General features: G+C 70.5%; 18 protein-coding genes. 9 read left to right on the forward strand and 9 right to left on the reverse strand.

What is annotated here, in order from left to right; all coding sequences use genetic code 11:
- Nucleotides 1-44: 44 nt before the first annotated feature.
- The 3 genes from AC5DRG_RS02770 to AC5DRG_RS02780 all read right to left on the reverse strand — a co-directional run bounded on the left by AC5DRG_RS02770 (nt 45) and on the right by AC5DRG_RS02780 (nt 3002).
- Nucleotides 45-1274: a cytochrome P450 gene (locus tag AC5DRG_RS02770; protein WP_491807767.1), complete on the reverse strand. Its 1230-nt coding sequence runs from the start codon at nt 1272-1274 to the stop codon at nt 45-47.
- 356 nt (nt 1275-1630) lie between these two features.
- Complete coding sequence (locus tag AC5DRG_RS02775) at nt 1631-2353, reverse strand: response regulator transcription factor (RefSeq protein WP_491807769.1); 723 nt, start codon at nt 2351-2353, stop codon at nt 1631-1633.
- A gap of 127 nt (nt 2354-2480) precedes the next feature.
- Nucleotides 2481-3002 (reverse strand): MarR family winged helix-turn-helix transcriptional regulator, encoded by a 522-nt coding sequence (locus AC5DRG_RS02780; RefSeq protein ID WP_491807771.1) that lies wholly within the window; start codon nt 3000-3002, stop codon nt 2481-2483.
- Nucleotides 3003-3554: 552 nt separating this feature from the next.
- Between AC5DRG_RS02780 and AC5DRG_RS02785 the strand changes: the two genes are divergently transcribed.
- Both AC5DRG_RS02785 and AC5DRG_RS02790 read left to right on the forward strand, forming a co-directional pair.
- A complete protein-coding gene (locus AC5DRG_RS02785) occupies nt 3555-4319 on the forward strand; it encodes an SDR family NAD(P)-dependent oxidoreductase (RefSeq protein ID WP_491807773.1) in 765 nt (254 codons plus the stop codon).
- Between the two features lie 128 nt (nt 4320-4447).
- Complete coding sequence (locus tag AC5DRG_RS02790; RefSeq protein ID WP_491807775.1) at nt 4448-5476, forward strand: zinc-dependent alcohol dehydrogenase; 1029 nt, start codon at nt 4448-4450, stop codon at nt 5474-5476.
- Here the strand turns inward: AC5DRG_RS02790 and AC5DRG_RS02795 are convergent.
- Complete coding sequence (locus AC5DRG_RS02795; RefSeq protein WP_491807777.1) at nt 5473-5601, reverse strand: hypothetical protein; 129 nt, start codon at nt 5599-5601, stop codon at nt 5473-5475. The two genes, AC5DRG_RS02790 and AC5DRG_RS02795, sit on opposite strands and share 4 nt — an antisense overlap.
- Here AC5DRG_RS02795 and AC5DRG_RS02800 point away from each other — a divergent pair.
- The 4 genes from AC5DRG_RS02800 (at nt 5600) to AC5DRG_RS02815 (ending at nt 9495) form a co-directional block, all read left to right on the forward strand.
- A complete protein-coding gene (locus AC5DRG_RS02800) occupies nt 5600-6751 on the forward strand; it encodes a sensor histidine kinase (protein ID WP_491807778.1) in 1152 nt (383 codons plus the stop codon). The genes AC5DRG_RS02795 and AC5DRG_RS02800 overlap by 2 nt on opposite strands.
- A 28-nt stretch (nt 6752-6779) precedes the next feature.
- A complete protein-coding gene (locus AC5DRG_RS02805) occupies nt 6780-7424 on the forward strand; it encodes a response regulator (protein ID WP_491812948.1) in 645 nt (214 codons plus the stop codon).
- Between the two features lie 155 nt (nt 7425-7579).
- Nucleotides 7580-8815, forward strand: coding sequence for a sensor histidine kinase (locus tag AC5DRG_RS02810; protein ID WP_491807780.1), 1236 nt, complete (start codon nt 7580-7582; stop codon nt 8813-8815).
- Entirely contained in the window at nt 8812-9495 is a 684-nt protein-coding gene (locus AC5DRG_RS02815; protein WP_491807781.1) for a response regulator transcription factor, read from the forward strand. Before AC5DRG_RS02810 ends, AC5DRG_RS02815 begins: the two co-directional genes overlap by 4 nt.
- Here the strand turns inward: AC5DRG_RS02815 and AC5DRG_RS02820 are convergent, their stop codons facing one another.
- Nucleotides 9496-10515: an aldo/keto reductase gene (locus AC5DRG_RS02820; RefSeq protein ID WP_491807782.1), complete on the reverse strand. Its 1020-nt coding sequence runs from the start codon at nt 10513-10515 to the stop codon at nt 9496-9498.
- 154 nt (nt 10516-10669) lie between these two features.
- On the opposite strand from AC5DRG_RS02820, the gene AC5DRG_RS02825 reads away from it, so the two are divergent.
- The 3 genes from AC5DRG_RS02825 (at nt 10670) to AC5DRG_RS02835 (ending at nt 13822) form a co-directional block, all read left to right on the forward strand.
- Nucleotides 10670-11260 carry a TetR/AcrR family transcriptional regulator gene (locus AC5DRG_RS02825; RefSeq protein WP_491807784.1) on the forward strand — a complete coding sequence of 197 codons (591 nt, stop codon included), beginning with the start codon at nt 10670-10672 and terminating at the stop codon, nt 11258-11260.
- 125 nt (nt 11261-11385) lie between these two features.
- Nucleotides 11386-12162 carry an NPP1 family protein gene (locus tag AC5DRG_RS02830; protein ID WP_491807786.1) on the forward strand — a complete coding sequence of 259 codons (777 nt, stop codon included), beginning with the start codon at nt 11386-11388 and terminating at the stop codon, nt 12160-12162.
- 79 nt (nt 12163-12241) lie between these two features.
- Nucleotides 12242-13822: an MGH1-like glycoside hydrolase domain-containing protein gene (locus tag AC5DRG_RS02835; protein WP_491807788.1), complete on the forward strand. Its 1581-nt coding sequence runs from the start codon at nt 12242-12244 to the stop codon at nt 13820-13822.
- A 22-nt stretch (nt 13823-13844) separates the two neighbouring features.
- Here AC5DRG_RS02835 and AC5DRG_RS02840 read toward each other — a convergent pair whose 3' ends face one another.
- Genes AC5DRG_RS02840 through AC5DRG_RS02855 form a run of 4 tightly spaced genes read right to left on the reverse strand, consistent with a single transcriptional unit; the run spans nt 13845 to nt 17686 of the window.
- Nucleotides 13845-14663: an ABC transporter permease gene (locus AC5DRG_RS02840; protein WP_491807790.1), complete on the reverse strand. Its 819-nt coding sequence runs from the start codon at nt 14661-14663 to the stop codon at nt 13845-13847.
- Nucleotides 14660-15427 carry an ABC transporter permease gene (locus AC5DRG_RS02845; RefSeq protein WP_491807792.1) on the reverse strand — a complete coding sequence of 256 codons (768 nt, stop codon included), beginning with the start codon at nt 15425-15427 and terminating at the stop codon, nt 14660-14662. The genes AC5DRG_RS02840 and AC5DRG_RS02845 overlap by 4 nt, the downstream gene beginning before the upstream one ends.
- Entirely contained in the window at nt 15424-16425 is a 1002-nt protein-coding gene (locus tag AC5DRG_RS02850; protein ID WP_491807793.1) for an ABC transporter ATP-binding protein, read from the reverse strand. Before AC5DRG_RS02850 ends, AC5DRG_RS02845 begins: the two co-directional genes overlap by 4 nt.
- A 58-nt stretch (nt 16426-16483) precedes the next feature.
- Complete coding sequence (locus AC5DRG_RS02855; RefSeq protein WP_491807795.1) at nt 16484-17686, reverse strand: nucleotidyltransferase family protein; 1203 nt, start codon at nt 17684-17686, stop codon at nt 16484-16486.
- Between the last annotated feature and the right edge of the window lie 152 nt (nt 17687-17838).

Raw genomic sequence — 17838 nt, forward strand, 5'->3', positions numbered from 1 at the left:
CGGCTCTTCTCGGGGTCTTCGTCTTCGGGTGGCGGTGGGTCAGATCACCAGGTGACAGGCAGTTCGTAGACGCCGTAGACGGAGGCGTCGTGCTTGAACGGCAGGTTCGACACCTCGGTCGCCGCCTTCAGGGTGGGGATCCGGCGGTACAGGGTGCTGTAGACGACCTGGAGTTCCATGCGGGCCAGCGGCTGGCCCAGGCACTGGTGCACACCGAAGCCGAAGGCGACGTGGCGGCGGGCGTCACGGGTGATGTCCAGCCGGTCCGGGTCGGGGAAGGCCTCGGGGTCGCGGTTGGCGATGTCGTTGGGGCAGATGATGCCCTCTCCGGCCTTGAGGACCTGGCCGCCGATCTCGATGTCCTCCAGCACCGCGCGACGCCGGCCGCCGTGCACGATGTTGAGGTAGCGCAGCAGCTCCTCCACGGCGGAGGCGACCAGTTTCGGGTCGTCCGAGTCGCGCAGCAGGGCGAGTTGGTCGGGGTTCTCCAGCAGGGCGAGCGTGCCGAGCGCGATCATGTTGGCGGTGGTCTCGTGCCCGGCGATGAGCAGCAGGACACCCATCTGGGCCGCGTCGAGCCGTGTCAGCTCGCCCGCCTCGACCTTCGCGGCGAGGCCGGACAGCAGGTCGTCGCCGGGGTGGGCGATCTTCTCGCCCATCAGGTTGTCGAGGTAGCCGATCAGCCTTCCGCTCGCGGCCATCCGCTCTTCCATGGTGGCGTCCCGCTTGATGAGGACCTTGCTGTTGTCCTGGAAGAAGTCGTGGTCGCCGTAGGGCACTCCGAGCAGTGTGCAGATCACCAGCGACGGCATGGGCAGCGCGAACGCCTCGACCAGGTCGGCCGGCTTGGGCCCGGCGAGCATGCCGTCGATCAGGTCGTCCACGATCTTCTGGACGGCGGGGCGCAGTGCCTCGACCTTCTTCACCGCGAAGGGCGCCGTCACCATGCGCCGCAGGCGGGCGTGCTCAGGGTCGTCCATCAGGATGAAACTGATGCTGTTCTTGCCGTTGTTCGGGGCCTGGAGCGGGTATCCGGGCGTGGTGATGTCGGCGCTGACCCTCGGGTCGAGGAGCAGGGACCGCTGTTCCTCGTAGCGGGTCACCAGCCAGTACGTGTTGCCGTCCCACAGGGTGACCTTGCTGAGCGGCCCTTCCTCCTGCGCGGACTTGAGGCCGGGCGGCGGGTCGAAGGGACATCCGGTGGCCCTGGCCATCGGGAACTGGGGCAATTGCGTGGCCGCGTCGGGCGCGGATCCGGTGAGGGTGTCGGCCATTGCTCTCCTCGGTGTGGGGGCTCCGGTAGGAGTGGAGCGCCGGGGCGATGCCGTGGGGGGGCTCGATAAACACATGCAAACAGAGCGGACTGACACCATCCGGTCAGTTTCCTGACCGAAGCCTGACGTGATCCAAATCACTTCACCGCACTGTTGCCATCCGGTGAACGGAGTGGGTCGAACCCTTCAACTGGGGTGCGTTTCCGGCCAGTTGACGCCTTCTGAGAACGAGCGGGAAGAGGCTCCCGCAGCAGCGAAACGGGCGGCGCCATGTCGCACCGGCACCGCCCGTGGACCGTCGCCGAGGTGTGTCGTCGGACACCTTCCGGCCACGGCTTGTTTGCTCTGTTGGCGCTTCAGGGCTCGGTGTCGAGCCGGCCGAGCCAGTAGCCGAAGCCCCTGCGGGTGTGGATCAGCGCCGCAGAATCCCGGTCCAGCTTGCGCCGCAGCCGGGAGACGAGCTGCTCGATGGCGTTGTCACCGCGGAAGTCGCCCCAGACGTAGCGGCTGATCTGTTCCTTGGAGAGCACCTTGTGCGCGTTGACCAGGAGGAGGCGCAGCAGCCGGTACTCCGCGGGCGTGAGGTCGAGCGCCCGGGATCCGCGCCGCGCCTCGCAGGTGACGTCGTCGAGGACCAGGTCGCGGTAGCGCAGTGCGGTGTCCGGCCGCGCGACGCTCCTGCCGCGGAGCAACACCTGCATCCTGGCCAGGACTTCGGCGACACGGAAGGGCTTGGTGACGTAGTCCCCCTCCCCCAGGCCGAGTTCCGGCAGGACTCCGCCCAGGGAGTCGTACGCGGTCAGGAAGAGGACCGGTGGCCGGTACGCGAGAGTCGACCGGCGCTCACCGCCGAAGCGGTCAAGGCCCGGCATGGTCGCGTCGAGGACCACCAGGTCGAACCGGTGCTCGCCGAGTCTCAGCAGAGCCTCGGAGCCGGTGCCCGCCATGCCGATCCGATAACCCGCCAGTTCCAGCGTGGTCGAGAGCAGTTCGGCGACCTCCTGGTCGTCGACGACGACCAGGACACTCTCCCCGGCTCCGCGCGCGAGAGCCGGTTTCTCACTGGTGCTGCCGTACATGGGTAAGCCCATTCGTCCGGAACTCATTTCTGGCGCTCGGGTGGTGGCGGTGATGCCGATCCAGCCGCCTGGCGCGCGACGCGTTGCGTCCGCGGCCGGCCGATCTCGTCACCGCCCCCCTGCACCCTCAGGCCTCGGTGGACGCCGGGTCCGCTTGGGGACCCGGCACCTCGTCGGCGGCGTGGGACACGAACATGTCGACCATCCGGTGGAACAGCAGGGCGAGTTGCCTCAGTTCCTCCGGCGGCCAGTCGGCGAGCACCATCTGCATGCCGCGCGCCCCGGCGTCACGGATGCGGGCGACGGCCTCCTCGCCGAGCGGGGTGAGGCCTATGCGCCGGGCGCGCCGGTCCTGGGGGTCCGGGATCCGGGTGACATGGCCGGACCTCTCCAACTGCTGTACCTGGCGGGTGACATGGGAGGCCTCCACGCCGAGCCGGTTGGCCAACTCCCCCGGGCGCAGCGGTCCGGAGTCCGACATCTGACGCAGCAGCGCCACGGCGGCCCGGTCGAGCGGCACACCGGCCATGGCCGTGAGTCGGTCGTGCTGCCGGGCCCGGGTGCTCAGGTACGTGACGTGCGTGAGAGCCCGCTCGATCTCGACGACTTCCGGTGACACGGGGACGGCTGCCAGCGGTGACGGTGACATGGAACCCACCCTACCCTTCTGATTGCCTAACTCAAGCAATTCCTGTCGATTGCTTGACTCAAGTAATCCACATATGCTTGCCTAACTCAAGCAAGACGCGATTGCTCGTCGCAGACATAACCGGACGGCCCCTCCCCGGAAGCGCAGGAGACCCCCATGCCAGACACCAACACCGCGGTGGCCCAGAAGGGCCGTAACTGATCCAACCAGCGCCTGCGGCACTCACCGCCGCGGGCTCCCGGTGACCGGGGCTTCTTGAGCGGAAGCGGCCCCGACGCGTCGCACCCGTGGGGACGGGGACCGGCGCGGGTCCCGGGCCCGGCAGCCGGGTCACTCCCCGACCGGCTGTCGGGCCCGCGGACAACAGTTCCCGCACCGCTCGATTGCCTGTACCGCCCACTTCCCGGCAAGCGCTCCATGTAGTTCGTCCGGCGCGGGCCGGTGGGGGCTGATCGCGCAGTTCCCCGCGCCCCTGCCGGGGCGCGCCAGCGCACTTAGGACAAGCCCCCCTCCTCAGCCCCCCTCCCCCGCACCCGAAAGAAGGAGCACGTCATGAACAGCACCGGTCTTGAGGGAAGCAGTGTCGTCGTCACCGGGGCGGGGTCCGGTATCGGTCGGGCCGCGGCGTTGGAGTTCGCCGAGGAGGGTGCGATGGTGCTGGTCGCCGACCGTGACAAGGACGCCGCCCGCCAAGTGGTCAAGACGATCGAGTACTCGGGCGGCACCGCCGTTCCGGTCATCGGCGATCTCAGCGAGCAGCCCGTCGTCGACGAGGTCGTCGCCACGGCCCTGGCCGCCTTCGGCACATTGGACGTGCTCGTGAACAACGCCGGGATCATGGACCGTATGTCGGCGCTCGCCGACACCGACGACGCCGAGTGGGAGCGCGTCATCCGGACCAACCTGACCTCGCCCTTCCTGCTGACCCGTGCCGCACTCCCCCACATGCTGGACGCCGGCGGCGGCGCCATCGTCTTCACCGCCTCCGAGGCCAGCCTGCGCGGCAGCGCGGCCGGCGCCGCCTACACCGCCGCCAAGCACGGCATCGTCGGTCTGGTGAAGTCCCTGGCGGTGATGTACCGCGGCCAGGGGATCCGGGCCAACGCCATCGCCGCCGGTGCCACCGCCACCAACATCCACGTCGACACCGAGGCCCGGGCCCACGGTCCGAATCTGATCGGCCCGTACATCGGGCTGTCCGGCAAGGTCGCCAACCCCGAGGAACAGGCGTCCGCGATCGTCTTCCTCGCCTCCGAGGCCGCCGTCAACATCAACGGCGCCATCCTGCCCGTCGACAACGGCTGGTCCGCCGTCTGACGGGTACCGCCCGCTCCCGGCTCCGGTCGGGTCATGTTCTCCCCTGGGCGTTACGGCTCGGGCGAGGACTGTCACACCTATCCGCAGTACTTCAAGTTCCGCAGCGCCTCCAGAAAGAGAGCCTCCCGATGGCCACGATGAAGTCCGTCCACACCGCGCACAACAAGATCGACGTCGTGGAGATCGAGCGTCCCACTCCCGGTCCCAAGGACGCGCTCATGCGCATCCGTGCTTGCGGTATCTGCGGCACCGACACGTTCTTCCTGCACATGGGCGGCATGCCCGGCGCCGACGGTTCCATGCGTTCCATCCCGCTGGGCCACGAGCCCGCCGGGGAGATCGTCGAGGTCGGCGCCGAGGTCGAGGGTCTGAAGGCCGGCGACCGGGTCGTCGTGAACCCGCAGGGCGTCTCCTCGGGCATCATCGGCTGCGGCGGCGCGCACGGCGCCATGAGCGAGTACCTCCTGCTCGACGACTGTGTCGTGGGCAAGACCGTGACGGTCTTCCCCGACACCGTGCCCTTCGACGTGGCCTCCCTGAACGAGCCGATGGCCGTCGCCCGGCACTGCGTCAACCGTTCCGAGGCCAAGCCCGGTGACAAGGTCGTCATCTTCGGCGCCGGTCCCATCGGTCTGGGCGCGGCGATCTGGCTCAAGCTGCGCGGTGTCGAGCACGTCGTCGTCGCCGACGTCATCCCCGAGCGCCTGGAGACCGCGCTCGCGGTCGGCGCCGACGCCGTCATCAACTCCAAGGAGGAGAACGTGACGGAGCGGCTCACCGAGCTGCACGGCCAGGGCGCCAACGCGCTGGGCCAGCCCCGCGCCGGCACGGACATCTACATCGACGCGGCCGGTGTGCCCGCCGTGTTCAACACCACCGTCGACTCCGCCAAGTGGGGCGCCAAGCTGGTCATGGTCGCCGTACAGAAGAAGTCCGACCAGATCGACCTGGGCGGTATGCTCCGCAGCGAGCTGACCCTCATCGCCTCGCAGGGCTACCCGACCGAGATCTTCGAGGTCACCCCCGAACTCGTCGAGCACCACGAGCGGTTCGCCAAGCTGATCAGCCACCGCATCCCGTTCGCCGAGGCCGACCAGGCCTTCGAGCTCGCGCTGACCCCGGGGGCGGCGGAGAAGGTCGTCGTGACCTTCGACTAGCAGCGGCCGGTCACTGTGGCCCGCCGCCACTCGAATCGACGGCGGGCCACGGCGACGACACCGACCAGCAACGAACGGGAGGCCGCCCGCCACACGGGCGTCGACATGCCTAACCTGATCTCCATGCGCAACACCCTGCGGCAGGCCGGCCGAGCCACGGTCCACCTCGTCCTGGCCGCCGCGATGGCCTTCGGGACGTACATATTCATCACCGTGCTGCTGATCACGGCGATCGGCACGCTCGCGGTGGCGGGCTGCTGGCTGCTGCCCGAGACGGTGCTGCTCATACGGCGGATCGCGGGCGCCAAGCGCAAGCAGACGGCCGCGTGGACGGGCCGGGCCATCCCCGAGGTGTACCAGCCCATCACCGGGACGCTGCGCGAGCGGCTGCGCGTCTCCGTGCGCGATCCCGGATCGCTCACGGACTTCCGCTGGATGGTCGCCTACTACGGCTACTGCTGGATGACCGTGCTGGTCGTGCCGCTGTGGCCGGTGGGCCTGGTCGTGGACGGCGTGTGGTGCGGGCTGCTGCGTCAGAAGGCGGTCGTGCTTCCGCTGATCGTCAAACTGGCCGACGTCGAGGCCGACTGGTCGACCTCCCTGCTCAAACCCTCCCCCAAGGCCCGGCTGGCCGAGCGGGTCGAGGAACTCAAGGAGACCCGGGCCGACGCGATCGCCGCACACGGCGCCGAACTGCGCCGCATCGAACGGGACCTGCACGACGGCGCGCAGGCCCGCCTGGTCTCCCTGTCCATGCGGATCGGGCTCGCCAAGCGTGCCTACGACCGTGACCCGGACGCCGCGCGCGCACTGCTCGACGACGCGCAGGACCAGGCCGAGGAGGCCCTCGCCGAGCTACGGCACGTCGTCCGCGGGATCCATCCGCCGATCCTCACCGACCGCGGGCTCGTCGGAGCGGTGCGGGCGCTCGCCGCGAGCAGCGGGCTGCAGGTGACCGTCGACCTGGACGAGCTGGAGCGCGGTCCCCGGGCCCCGGCCGCGGTGGAGACGGCCGCCTACTTCGTCATCGCCGAGTCGCTGACCAACGCCGCCAAGTACAGCGGGTCCGAGCGCGCCGAGGTCCGACTCGCCCGTACCAGGCACGGGTTGCGGGTCCTGGTGCGCGACGAGGGGCGCGGCGGCGCCGACGAGACCGGCGGGTCGGGGCTGCTCGGCATGCAGCGCCGGGTCGCCGCCCTGGACGGAACCATTCTTGTGACCAGCCCCGTCGGGGGCCCGACCGTGATCGAAGTGGAGCTGCCGTGCATGTGGTGAGTGTGACCATGACCGGGTGGGTGGTGTCGTGCGCGTCGTGATCGCCGAGGACAACGCCCTGCTGCGCCAGGGACTCGTCCTGCTGCTGACCTCCTCCGGCCACGAGGTGGTGGCCGTCGCCTCCACCGGGCCCGAGATCCTCCCCGCGCTCCTCGAACACCGCCCGGACGCCGCCGTGCTGGACGTGCGGATGCCGCCCGGCTTCCGCGACGAGGGCCTGCGTGCCGCCCGCGCGGCCCGGGAGCAGATCCCGGGACTGCCGGTGCTGGTGCTGTCCCAGTACGTCGAGGAGTCCTACGCCGCCGAGCTGCTGGGCGGCGGTGCGAGCGGGGTCGGTTACCTGCTCAAGGACCGGATCGGCCGGGTCGACGAGTTCCTCGACGCCCTTGACCGGGTGGCGGGCGGCGGCACGGCCCTGGACCCCGAGGTCGTCACCGAGCTGATGACCCGGCGCCGGGACTCGCCCCTGGACTCGCTGACCCCGCGCGAGCGCGAGGTGCTCAAGCTGATGGCCGAGGGCCACGACAACACGACCATCGCCAAGACGCTCGTGGTGACGGAACGCGCGGTCAGCAAGCACATCGGCAACGTGTTCCTGAAGCTCGGGCTGCCACCGAGCGACAGCGGGCACCGCCGGGTCCTGGCCGTACTGGCGTACCTCAACAACGCCTGACCGCGGGGCGGCACGTCGGTCTCGTGGATGACGGACGCGGCGGCCCGTACTGCGTTCTCAGTACGGGCGATTGTCGGCAGACGCACGACGACGGGAGGGCCCGGTACCGGAAGTCTGGGGAGACACCCGAGACCGGATGGGGAGACCTCCGTTCCATGGCCACTTCCCGACCGGAGACCCCGATGACCACCTACTGGGAGCGGTACACGGAGGATCACGCGCGCACCGTCGACACCATGACGGCCGCGCTGCTGTTCGCCGCGTTCCTCTTCGGCAGTGAGATCCGCATACCCGGCGACCATCAGCCGGCCGCGGTGGGGCCCACGATCACCCTCGCGGCCATCGCGTCCGCGGCCCTGTTCTGGCAGCGCACCCATCCCCGTACCGTCGTCGCCGTCACGACCGTGTGCTCGGCCGGCGGCAGCGCGCTTGGCCACATCCTCACTCCCCTGCTGCTGGGGCAGCTCATGTACGCGCTCTACCGGCTGGCCGTCCAGACCGACCGGCAGACGACCCGCGTCTACTTCCTCGGCTCGCTCGCGCTGCTGGTGGCCACGGCCGTGGCCGCGGACCCCGCCGACCATCCCTGGCCGCTGAAGACGCTCGGTCCCGCGGCCTGGCTGATGGGGCCGGTGGCCGCAGGCTCCGCGACCCGGATCCGGGGCGCCTATTTCGAGGCCGTGCAGGCCCGCGCCGAGTATGCCGAGCGGGGGCGCGAGGAGGAGGCGCGGCACCGGGTCGCCGAGGAGCGGATGCGCATCGCCCGGGAACTGCACGACGTCGTCGCCCACCATCTGGCCCTGGCCAACGCCCAGGCGGGCACGGCGGCACACCTGGCCCGTACACATCCCGACCAGGTGCAGAAGATCCTCAAGGACCTGGCCGGTACGACGTCGTCGGCGCTGCGCGAGATGAAGGCCACCGTCGGCCTGCTGCGCCAGACCGACGACCCCGCCGCGCCGCTGGCCCCGAGCCCGGGGCTCGGGCAACTCTCGGAGCTGACCGACGCGTTCGGCTCCGCCGGCCTCACCGTTGACGTCATCGTCGAGGGCGCCCCCCAGCCGCTGTCGCCGGGCGTGGATCTGACGGCGTTCCGCATCGTGCAGGAGGCGCTCACCAACGTCACCAAGCACGCGGGCGCCAAGGCCGCGTACGTACGGCTGCGCTACTCCGAGTTCCGGCTGACGATCACCGTCACCGACGACGGCACTTCCACCGCCCCCGCGGCTCCCGCTCCGGGGCGCGGCTTCGGGCTGATCGGCATGGGCGAGCGTGCCCGGTCCGTCGGCGGCGCGCTGCAGGCCGGTCACCTCGTCGAGGGCGGCTTCGAGGTCACCACCCAGCTCCCCCTGTCCACCACCGCCCCGGAACCGGAAGTACAGAACTCATGACCATCCGCGTACTGCTCGCCGACGACCAGGCCCTGCTCCGGGCCACCTTCCGGATCCTGATCGACTCCTGCGACGACATGGAGGTGGTCGCCGAGGCCACCGACGGTGCCGAGGCGGTCGACCTCACCCGCATCCACCGGCCCGACGTCGTCCTGATGGACATCCGCATGCCCGGAACCGACGGCCTCACCGCGACGACCGTCGTCTGCTCGGACCCGGTCCTGTCCGACACCCGGGTGCTGATCCTGACCACGTTCGAGATCGACGAGTATGTCGCCCAGGCCCTGCGCGCCGGAGCCAGCGGCTTCCTGGGCAAGGACGTCACGGCCGACGCGCTGCTCGACGGCATCCGAACCGTGGCCTCGGGCGAGTCCCTCCTCTCCGCCAACGCCACCCGGGTGCTCATCACCCGGTTCCTCGCCGCCCCCGCCGAGAGCGCCCGGCTGGCCGCCGACGACGACCTCGCCGCGCTCACCGCCCGCGAACGGGAGGTGATGACCTGGGTCGCCGAGGGCCATTCCAACGACGAGATCGCGGAGAAACTCTTCGTCAGCCCACTGACCGTGCGCACCCACGTCCATCGCGCGATGACGAAGCTGGGCGCCCGTGACCGCGCCCAACTCGTCGTCATCGCCTACCAGTCGGGGCTGGTGCAGGCGCCGCCGCTCAGGCATGAGTGATCAGCGGCGCCGCAGCGAGGGGTCGAGCAGCGCGGGCGGGGTGTCGAACTTCTCGTGTGCGGCGAGGTCGGTACCGGGGGCGACGATCTCGTCGATCGCGTCGAGTACGTCTGCGGAGAGCACGGTGTCCGCGGCGGCGAGCTGCGAACGCAGGTGGTCCAGTGTGCGGGGGCCGATGATCGCGCTGGTCACGGCGGGGTGGGCGGTCACGAATCCGAGCGCGAGCTGGATCAGTGTGAGGCCGGCCTCGTCGGCGACCTTGGCCAGCCGCTCGACGGCGTCGAGCCTGGCCCGGTTGGACGGGAGGGTGAGGTCGAAGCGTTGCGGCATGAACGCCGAGCGGCTGGTGGTGATGGACCGGCCCTCGCGTATCGCGCCCGACAGCCAGCCCGAGGACAGCGGGCTCCACACCAGCACGCCGAGCCCGTACTCCTCGGTCACGGGCAGGACATGGGCCTCGATCCCGCGCTGCAGGATGGAGTAGCTGGGCTGTTCGGTGACGTAACGGCTCAAACGATGCTCGCGGGCGGCCCACTGGGCCTGCACGATGCGGTACGCAGGGAAGGTCGAGGAACCGAAGTAGCGGATCTTTCCCGCGCGTTGCAGATCGGTCAGGGCCGACAGGGTCTCCTCGTCGCTGGTGTTCGGGTCCCACCGGTGGATCTGGTAGAGATCGACGTGGTCGACTCCGAGGCGGCGCAGGCTGTTGTCCAGCTCGGTGACCAGCCAGCGGCGCGAACTGCCCTGGTGGTTGGGCTCGTTGCCCATGGGCATGTTGGCCTTCGTTGCCAGCACGATGTCGTCGCGCCGGCCGGCGATGGCCTTGCCGACCATCTCCTCCGACTGGCCGTCGCTGTACATGTCGGCCGTGTCGATGAGGTTGATCCCGGCATCGAGGGCGGCGTCGACGATGGCGGTGGCCTCGTCCTGGGTGGTGTTCCCGATCTTCCCGAAGTTCATGGCGCCGAGCGCGAGAGAACTGACCTGCACACCGGTGCGGCCCAAGGTGCGGTACTGCATGAAGGTGTCTCCTCCGTGGCGGACGAAGCGTGGTGGCATGCGTGACTTGGTCGCCGGCCCCCGCTCTGACATCATCGAGCAACCGGAACCCTGTTCCAGAAACATACGGAACAATGTTCCGTTTATCAAGCGCGGTAGCGGAGAGGACTGCTCGGTGAACGACGGCGACGAGGGCACGGGGCAGCCGGCCCGGCCCAAGCGGGCGGACGCCCGGCGCAACGAGGAGACCCTGCTGGACGCGGCCGCCGAGGTCTTCGTCACCTCGGGCGTGGAGGCGCCGGTACGCGACATCGCGGCCAGGGCCGGGGTCGGGATGGGCACGATCTACCGCCACTTCCCGACGCGGGCGGATCTCATCATCGCCGTCTACCGGCACCAGGTGGAGGCCTGCGCCGAGGCGGGTCCGGCCCTGCTGGCGAGCGGCGCGACCCCGCACGCCGCACTGGGGCAATGGATCGACCTCTTCGTCGACTTCCTGGTCACCAAGCACGGCCTGGCCGCCGTACTGCACTCCGACGACGCCGGCTTCGACACGCTGCACGCCTACTTCCTCGACCGGCTCGTACCCGTGTGCAGCCAGTTGCTCGAAGCCGCGGTCGCCGCCGACGAGATCCGCTCAGACCTGGACGCCTACGCACTCATGCGCGGCGTCGGCAATCTCTGCATCGGCGCGGACAGCGACCCCCGCTACGACGCACGCCGGCTGGTCGAACTCCTCATCGCGGGGCTGCGCCTGCCGCGGTAGCCAACTATTGGGCCGATCTTCACCACTGGGTCTCCCGTGACCTCTTGGCCCGGAAGTGAAAACCCGGGAAGCTGAACTCCCTTGCCCCCCACAGCCGTTGGGCTGCGCCTCAAGAGGAGTACGCAGTGTCTTCCAAGACGTCCGGAATATCACGGAAGAGATGGCTCACCGGCCTGGCCGGCGCCGTGACCCTCGTCGTCGCCTTCCCCACCACCGCCTTCGCCGCCCCGCCGGCCGCGCTGCCCGCCAACGCCGAGGCGGCGGAGCAGACGTACCAGCCGGCCTACGACTACGACACGGACGGCTGCTACTCCACGCCGGCCATCGGTCCGGACGGGACCGTCAACGGCGGCCTCAACCCGACCGGCGCGCTCAACGGTTCATGCCGGGATGCCTCCGATCTCGACAACACCAACGGGTACTCGCGCTACAAGTGCAACAACGGCTGGTGCGCGTACATGTACACGCTGTACTTCGAGAAGGACCAGGCCGTGGCGGGCAGCAGCATCGGCGGCCACCGCCACGACTGGGAGAGCGTCGTGGTGTGGGTGCAGAACAACACGATCCAGTACGTCTCGACGTCCAACCACGGATCGTTCACCGTGCACGCGGCGTCCACGGTCCGCTTCGACGGCACGCACGCGAAGATCGTCTACCACAAGGACGGCATCAGCACGCACTGCTTCCGCCTGGCGAACACGAACGACGAGCCGCCGGAGAACCACAAGGGCACCTGGCAGTACCCGCCGCTGGTCGGCTGGAACGGCTACCCGGCGGGCCTGCGTGACAAGTTGAGCGCCTACGACTTCGGCAGCGCCAACTTCGGCCTCAAGGACGCCAGCTTCAACTCGCACCTGTCGTCGGCCAAGCCGTCCGGAATCGCGTTCGACCCGGGCGCCTGATTCCGCCACCGATCGGCTGCCCGCTCGTTCTCCAGGCTCCCGGAGTCACACCGGCTCCGGGGGTCCGGGAGGACGGAACGTGGCAGTCGACGAGTACACCGGCGGCGGGCGGATTTCACGGCGCGGCCTTCTGGCCGCGCTGGGAGCGGCCGGCTTCGGCGTCCCCCCGGCACGTGCGTGGGCGGCTGCGCCCGGGAACGGGTACAGCATGCCATCACTCGCCTTCACCACACCCGCCGTGCAGGAACGTATCGGTGGCCTGTACGCGATCGCGCTGCGGGACCTGGCCGACTCTCACACCATCGCCGCCGACCGGGCGGTGTACGACAAGGCGGGGCTGCTCGCCTACCCGCCCGGCACGCTCGTACGGGCCGGTGGCGGTTATCCCGCGCCACAGCGGTGGACGCGGGACGCGGCCGTCAACGCGTGGAGCGGGGCGAGCCTGCTGGCGCCGGCCGTCGGCCGCAACACCCTGTGGTCGGTGGTGGAGCCCGGTCCTGACGGGCTCGTCGTGCAGCAGGACAACCAGTGGTGGGACCAGATCGTGTGGGTGCCGGCCGCCTGGCACCACTACCTGGTGACCGGCGACCGGGAGTTCCTGGCCAAGGCGTACGAGACCGCCGCCCACACCCTCGCCGCGCGCACGTCCCGCGACTTCAACGCCTCGTACGGACTGTTCCGGGGGCCCGGGTTCATGAACGACGGCATCTCCGGCTACCCGAGGCCGCCCGAGGCGGAGGGCGTCCGCTCGTCCTTCGTCCTCGACCACCCGGGCACCGGCGAGTTGATGTGCCTGTCGACGAACTGTCTCTATTACGGCGCCCAGTTGGCGCTGGCAGCCATGGCGGACGCCCTGGGAGAGCCGGGGCGGGCCGCGGCTCTGCGCGGGGAGGCCGCGCGGCTGCGGGCGGCGGTCGACCGGCATCTGTGGCGTGCGGAGGCGGGCACCTACGGGTATCTCCTGCACGGCGACGGCCGGCTCGACCCCTCGCAGGAGGGCGCCGGTCTGGCACTCGCTCTCCTTCTCGGTGTCGCGGACGAGCGGCAGGCCCGTCTGGTCCTGGACCGCGCCCACTGGCAGCCGCACGGCATCGTCAACGTGTGGCCGCACTTCCCCCGCTTCGACGACGACAGGCCGGGCCGTCACAACGTCATGGTCTGGCCGATGGTGCACGGCTTGTACGGCCTGGCCGCCGCCGGGGCGGGCCGGACCGGGCAGTTCGGCCGCGCCGTCGATCTCCTGGCGGGCCTCGTCACCGGCAGCGGTTACGGTTTCTACGAGCTGTACGACTCCGTGACCGGAGCCGTCGACGGCGGCTGGCAGACCGGCGGCAGCGGCGGGCCGGAGCACTTCGTCTCCCAGCCCGACCAGACCTGGTCGGCGACGGCGTATCTGCGGCTGGTCCATGACGGCTTGTTCGGCCTGTCCTTCGCCGAGGACGGCCTGCGGCTGCGGCCGTGCCTGCCCGCGGAGTGGGGGCCGGTGAGCCTGCGGGGGCTGCGCTACCGGGCCATGACGCTCGACATCAGCCTGACCGGCGCAGGCAGCAGGGTGACGGCGTGCGCTGTCGACGGGCGCCGCGCCGAACCCGTCGTAGCGGCTGATGGAACCGGGCATCACACGGTGGAGTTGACGCTCGAAGGCGACCGTCAGGGGTAGCCGTCCCGCCGGTCTCTCGCGGTCATGTCAGGAAGAGTTCCGCCCCGTCGCGTCTGCTTCTGCGGGCCTGCAGGGCGAGTACGGCGAGGGCCGCGGCCAGCCAGCACGCACCGATCAGCGTTTCCCATCCGGCGAGGACGGCCGTGTGTGTGCCCGCGTCGCCCGCCAGTACCTCGCGGATCGCCAGGAGTCCGTGAGTGAGCGGCAACACCTCGCCGATTCCGGCCAGGACGGGGCCGACGGCGCTCGCCGGTACCTCGGGTCCGCAGATGATCAGCATCACCGTGAAAGCGGCGTTCGACACCACGTTGCGCAGGTCGGGGGCGGTCAGGACCAGGGAGCCCAGGAAGAGGCCGAGGCAGTAGCTCGTCATAGCGACGAGCACCAGCAGTGCGGCCAGCAGCGCCACTTTGGCCACGGTCAGGTGCAGGTCGGCCACCGGGCTGAGGATGAGGACGGCGCCGAGACCGCAGGCAACCCCGTCCGGCAGCCAGAACAGGCTCCGCCCCACCAGGACCAGAGCGGGACTGCTGGGCGAGGCGACGAGCAGGGGCAGGGTGCCGTTCTGGATTTCCCAGGTGGTGGACGCGGTCGCGAAGACGCCGTGCAGCGCGACGAGTGCGACCGCGTTGCCGATGAGCAGATAGCGGGCCTGGCCGGGGCCGAGCAGGTTGCCGATGGTGGTGAAGAACAGCACTTGGGCGAGCATGCGCACGAACCAGCCGAGCAGCCAGGTCTTCCAGGTGAAGACCGTGCCGTAGTCGGCGGCCCCGGCGCGCGCCGCCCAGCCCATCACCTGGATCCGGCGGGCCGAGTGCGACTGGGTCGTGGGGTGGCTCATCGCAGTCCCACCGTCCCGTTCTCCCGTACGAGTCGTACGACCCTGCCGAGCAGCAGCCGGCCGCCGAGCCCCGTGAACAGGCCGAGGCCGAGGATCGCGGCCGTCCGCCCGAGGACCGAGCCGACCGGGGCCGGGGTGAGCGCGTCGCGCAGCAGGTCGGAGCTCCAGGAGAGGTAGATGAGCCTGCCGATCGGGTGGGTCCAGTCCGGGAGGCGGTCGAGGGGGGTGAAGACTCCGCCGAGCAGCAGGACGGGATAGCTGAGCGAGTTCTGGAAGGTGCGGGCGGTCCGGGTCGCGACGAACAGGGCGGCCATCAGGGTGGCGGCGCCCGCGGTGGCGATCGCGGTGGCGAGCAGGCCCACGGCGAAGACGAACGGGTGTGGCACGTCGGGGACCGTGCCGAAGCCGAGGATCGCGACGGCGGCGACCTCCACCACCGTCAGCAGACTGATCGCGGTGGTCACCCAGACGCGGCTGAGGACCACGCGGGCGAAGTCGACCGGCGCGGCGATCTGCAGCTCCAGTGTGCCGAGCCAGCGGTCGTTGTCGACGACCTCTCCGGAGATCAGCATCGCCATGCTCCACACACCCATCAGTACGGGGGCGAGGAGTCCGTAGGCGAGGAGGTCGGGCCGGTCGTTGTGCCGGATCAGGAGCAGGAAGACGGCGGCGAGCAGCGGGGTGCGTACCAGGTCGATGAGGTAGTCGCGGTGGGTGAGCACCAGTCGGCCCTGGAAGCGGCCGGCCGCCAGGAGCAGGCTCACCGGTTCACCACGCTGCGTGTCTCGTTGCGGTGGACGAGCTGGAGGTAGACCTCTTCGAGGCCGGGCAGTTCGGTGCGGATCTCGGTGACGCCGTGTTCGACGACGAAGGCCAGGACGCGGCCCACGGCCTCCTTGCTGTCGACGGACACGAACGTCGTTCCGTCGTCGGCCGGTTCGACGCCCAGGACACCGGCGAGTGTGCGCACCCGGTCCAGGAGGGGCTCGTCGGCGCGGATGCGGACGCGTTCCTGTCGCGAGACCAGCCGGGCCAGGGTCTTGGGTGCCTCGGCGGCGACCACCCTGCCGTGGTTGATCATCGTGACGCGGTCGCAGAGGATCTCGGCCTCGGCGAGGTCGTGGGTGGCGAGAAGGATGGTGCGGCCCTCGCCGGCCAGGCGCAGGATCAGTTCCCGCAACTGGCGTGCGGCAAGGGGGTCCAGGCCGTTGGTCGGCTCGTCGAGGAGCAGGACGCGAGGGTCGCCGATGATGCCGCGGGCGAGGTGCAGGCGCTGCCGCATGCCCACGGAGAAGGTCTCCACCCGGTCGTCGGCGCGTTCGGCAAGGCCGAGTTCGTCGAGCAGCGCGTCAGTGCGGGCGCTGCCGTCCCTGACTGGCATGCCGTACAACGCGGCCCAGTAGCGCAGGTTCTGACGTGCCGTCAGCCTTGGATAGAGGCCGCGCTCACCGCCGAAGACGATGCCGAGCAGGGGGCGGATCCGCCGGTGTTCGGTGGCGAGGTCATAGCCGAGCACCCGCCCGCTGCCCGAGGTCGGCAGCAACACCGTGGAGAGGATCTTCATCAGGGTGCTCTTGCCGGCCCCGTTCGGGCCGAGCAGCCCGTGCACCTCGCCCTGCTCCACCTCGATCGAGACGTCGTCCAGCGCGGTGACCGCAGGGCCACGCCGCACGCGGTACTCCCGCCGCAACCGGTGTGTCTCGACGGCGAGTTCGCCCCGTCCCGTACGGACGCCGCCGCTGCCGCCACTGCTGTCGCTCATCAGGCTCCCGTTTCCCACGTCGACCGGCACGCTGTCGCCCGCTCGGCGGGCAGTGTCCTCACCCTTCGGTCTCCGCGGTCGCCGCGGTCGTCGGGGTGCCGCGGGCCGCCTCGTCGAGCCACTCCTGCCGGGCGGCGCCGGACACCAGCAGGAAGGAGCCCATCGGAGTGCGGGCGACCAGATGGCGGCCGACGTCGTCGAGCCGCAGCCGGTCGGCCGGCTCGTCGTCCAGGGGTACGCCGAACAGCGGCAGGCCCACGTCGAGCAGCCGCCGGGCACCGGTCCGGCGGTGGACGAGGTCGGAGGCGAGCTCGGCGAGCCGGCCCCCCTCGCCCTCGATCCCGGACTGGGCGAGGAAGGCGGGCCCTCGAACGGGGCTGATCCAGCGCATCGCAGTGCGTGCGGCTCGCAGCAGACGGATACGGGTGGCCGCTTCCCGGGTGCGGGGCAGCACTACCGCGGGCCGCCATCCGAGCCGGCGGATCCCGAGCATCGCCTCCCGCCACTCGGGCCACAGTCCGGTCCTGGCGAGGTCGGCGCGCAACTGCCGTACGCCGCTCTCGTCGAGGTGGCGCAGCAGCAGGGCCAGGTCGAGGAGGTCACGGGAGCGGAAGGGGCGTTCCCAGCGTTCCGCCACCAGCGCGACCGCGGAGGCGGCCAGCGGGGAGTGTGTCGGGCGGGTCAGTTGCCAGGCCGGTGCGTGGATGTCGGTCACGATCTCCGCGGTGGACAGTCCGACGGCGTACGGGTCCAGGGAGGGATCGGGGGCCGGGCTGCGGAACTCGGCGCCCAGGTGATACGGCACGTTGTCGCCGGGCCGGGCGGGGCCGAGGGTGAAGGCCGCCAACTCCCAGCCGTTCGCGGCGAGATGGCTGGCGCAGGCCCACAGGTCGGGGTGGCCGGGGCAGATGACGTCGATGTCGCCGGCCGCGCGGAGGACCGCCGGCGGGTAGAGGGCGGCGACCGTCATGCCTTTGAGGAGGAATACGTCGGGGGCCAACTCCCGTAACCGATGCCACAGTTGCTGGTAGTACTCGATGCGCTCCCGGTGCAGGCGCAGCTCATCGGCCTCCGCGTCGGTGAGGTGCTCGCCGGCCTCGGCCCACAGGCTCAGTAGGGTCGCGGCGAGCTTGTGGCGGGCGCCGCGGGCCGTACGAAGGACGGCTTCCCGGGGTGTCGCGGGCTCGGCCCCGAGCAGGGCGCGCACCGCGGCGATGGACACCTCGGCCTCGGTCGCCGTCCCGGTCGCCGCGTCAGTCAACGCCGGCTCCGCCCCGGTGGACGAGGGTGAACGCGATCAGGACCCCCGGAGAGCGGAGCGGTCCGGATCCGGATCCTGATCGCATCCGTGTCCGCGACTACTTGCCCGGCTTCGGGCGGACCGTAACCTTCTTGAAGGCGACGCTCATAGGA

The sequence above is a fragment of the Streptomyces sp. JLBG701 genome, assembly GCF_058544905.1.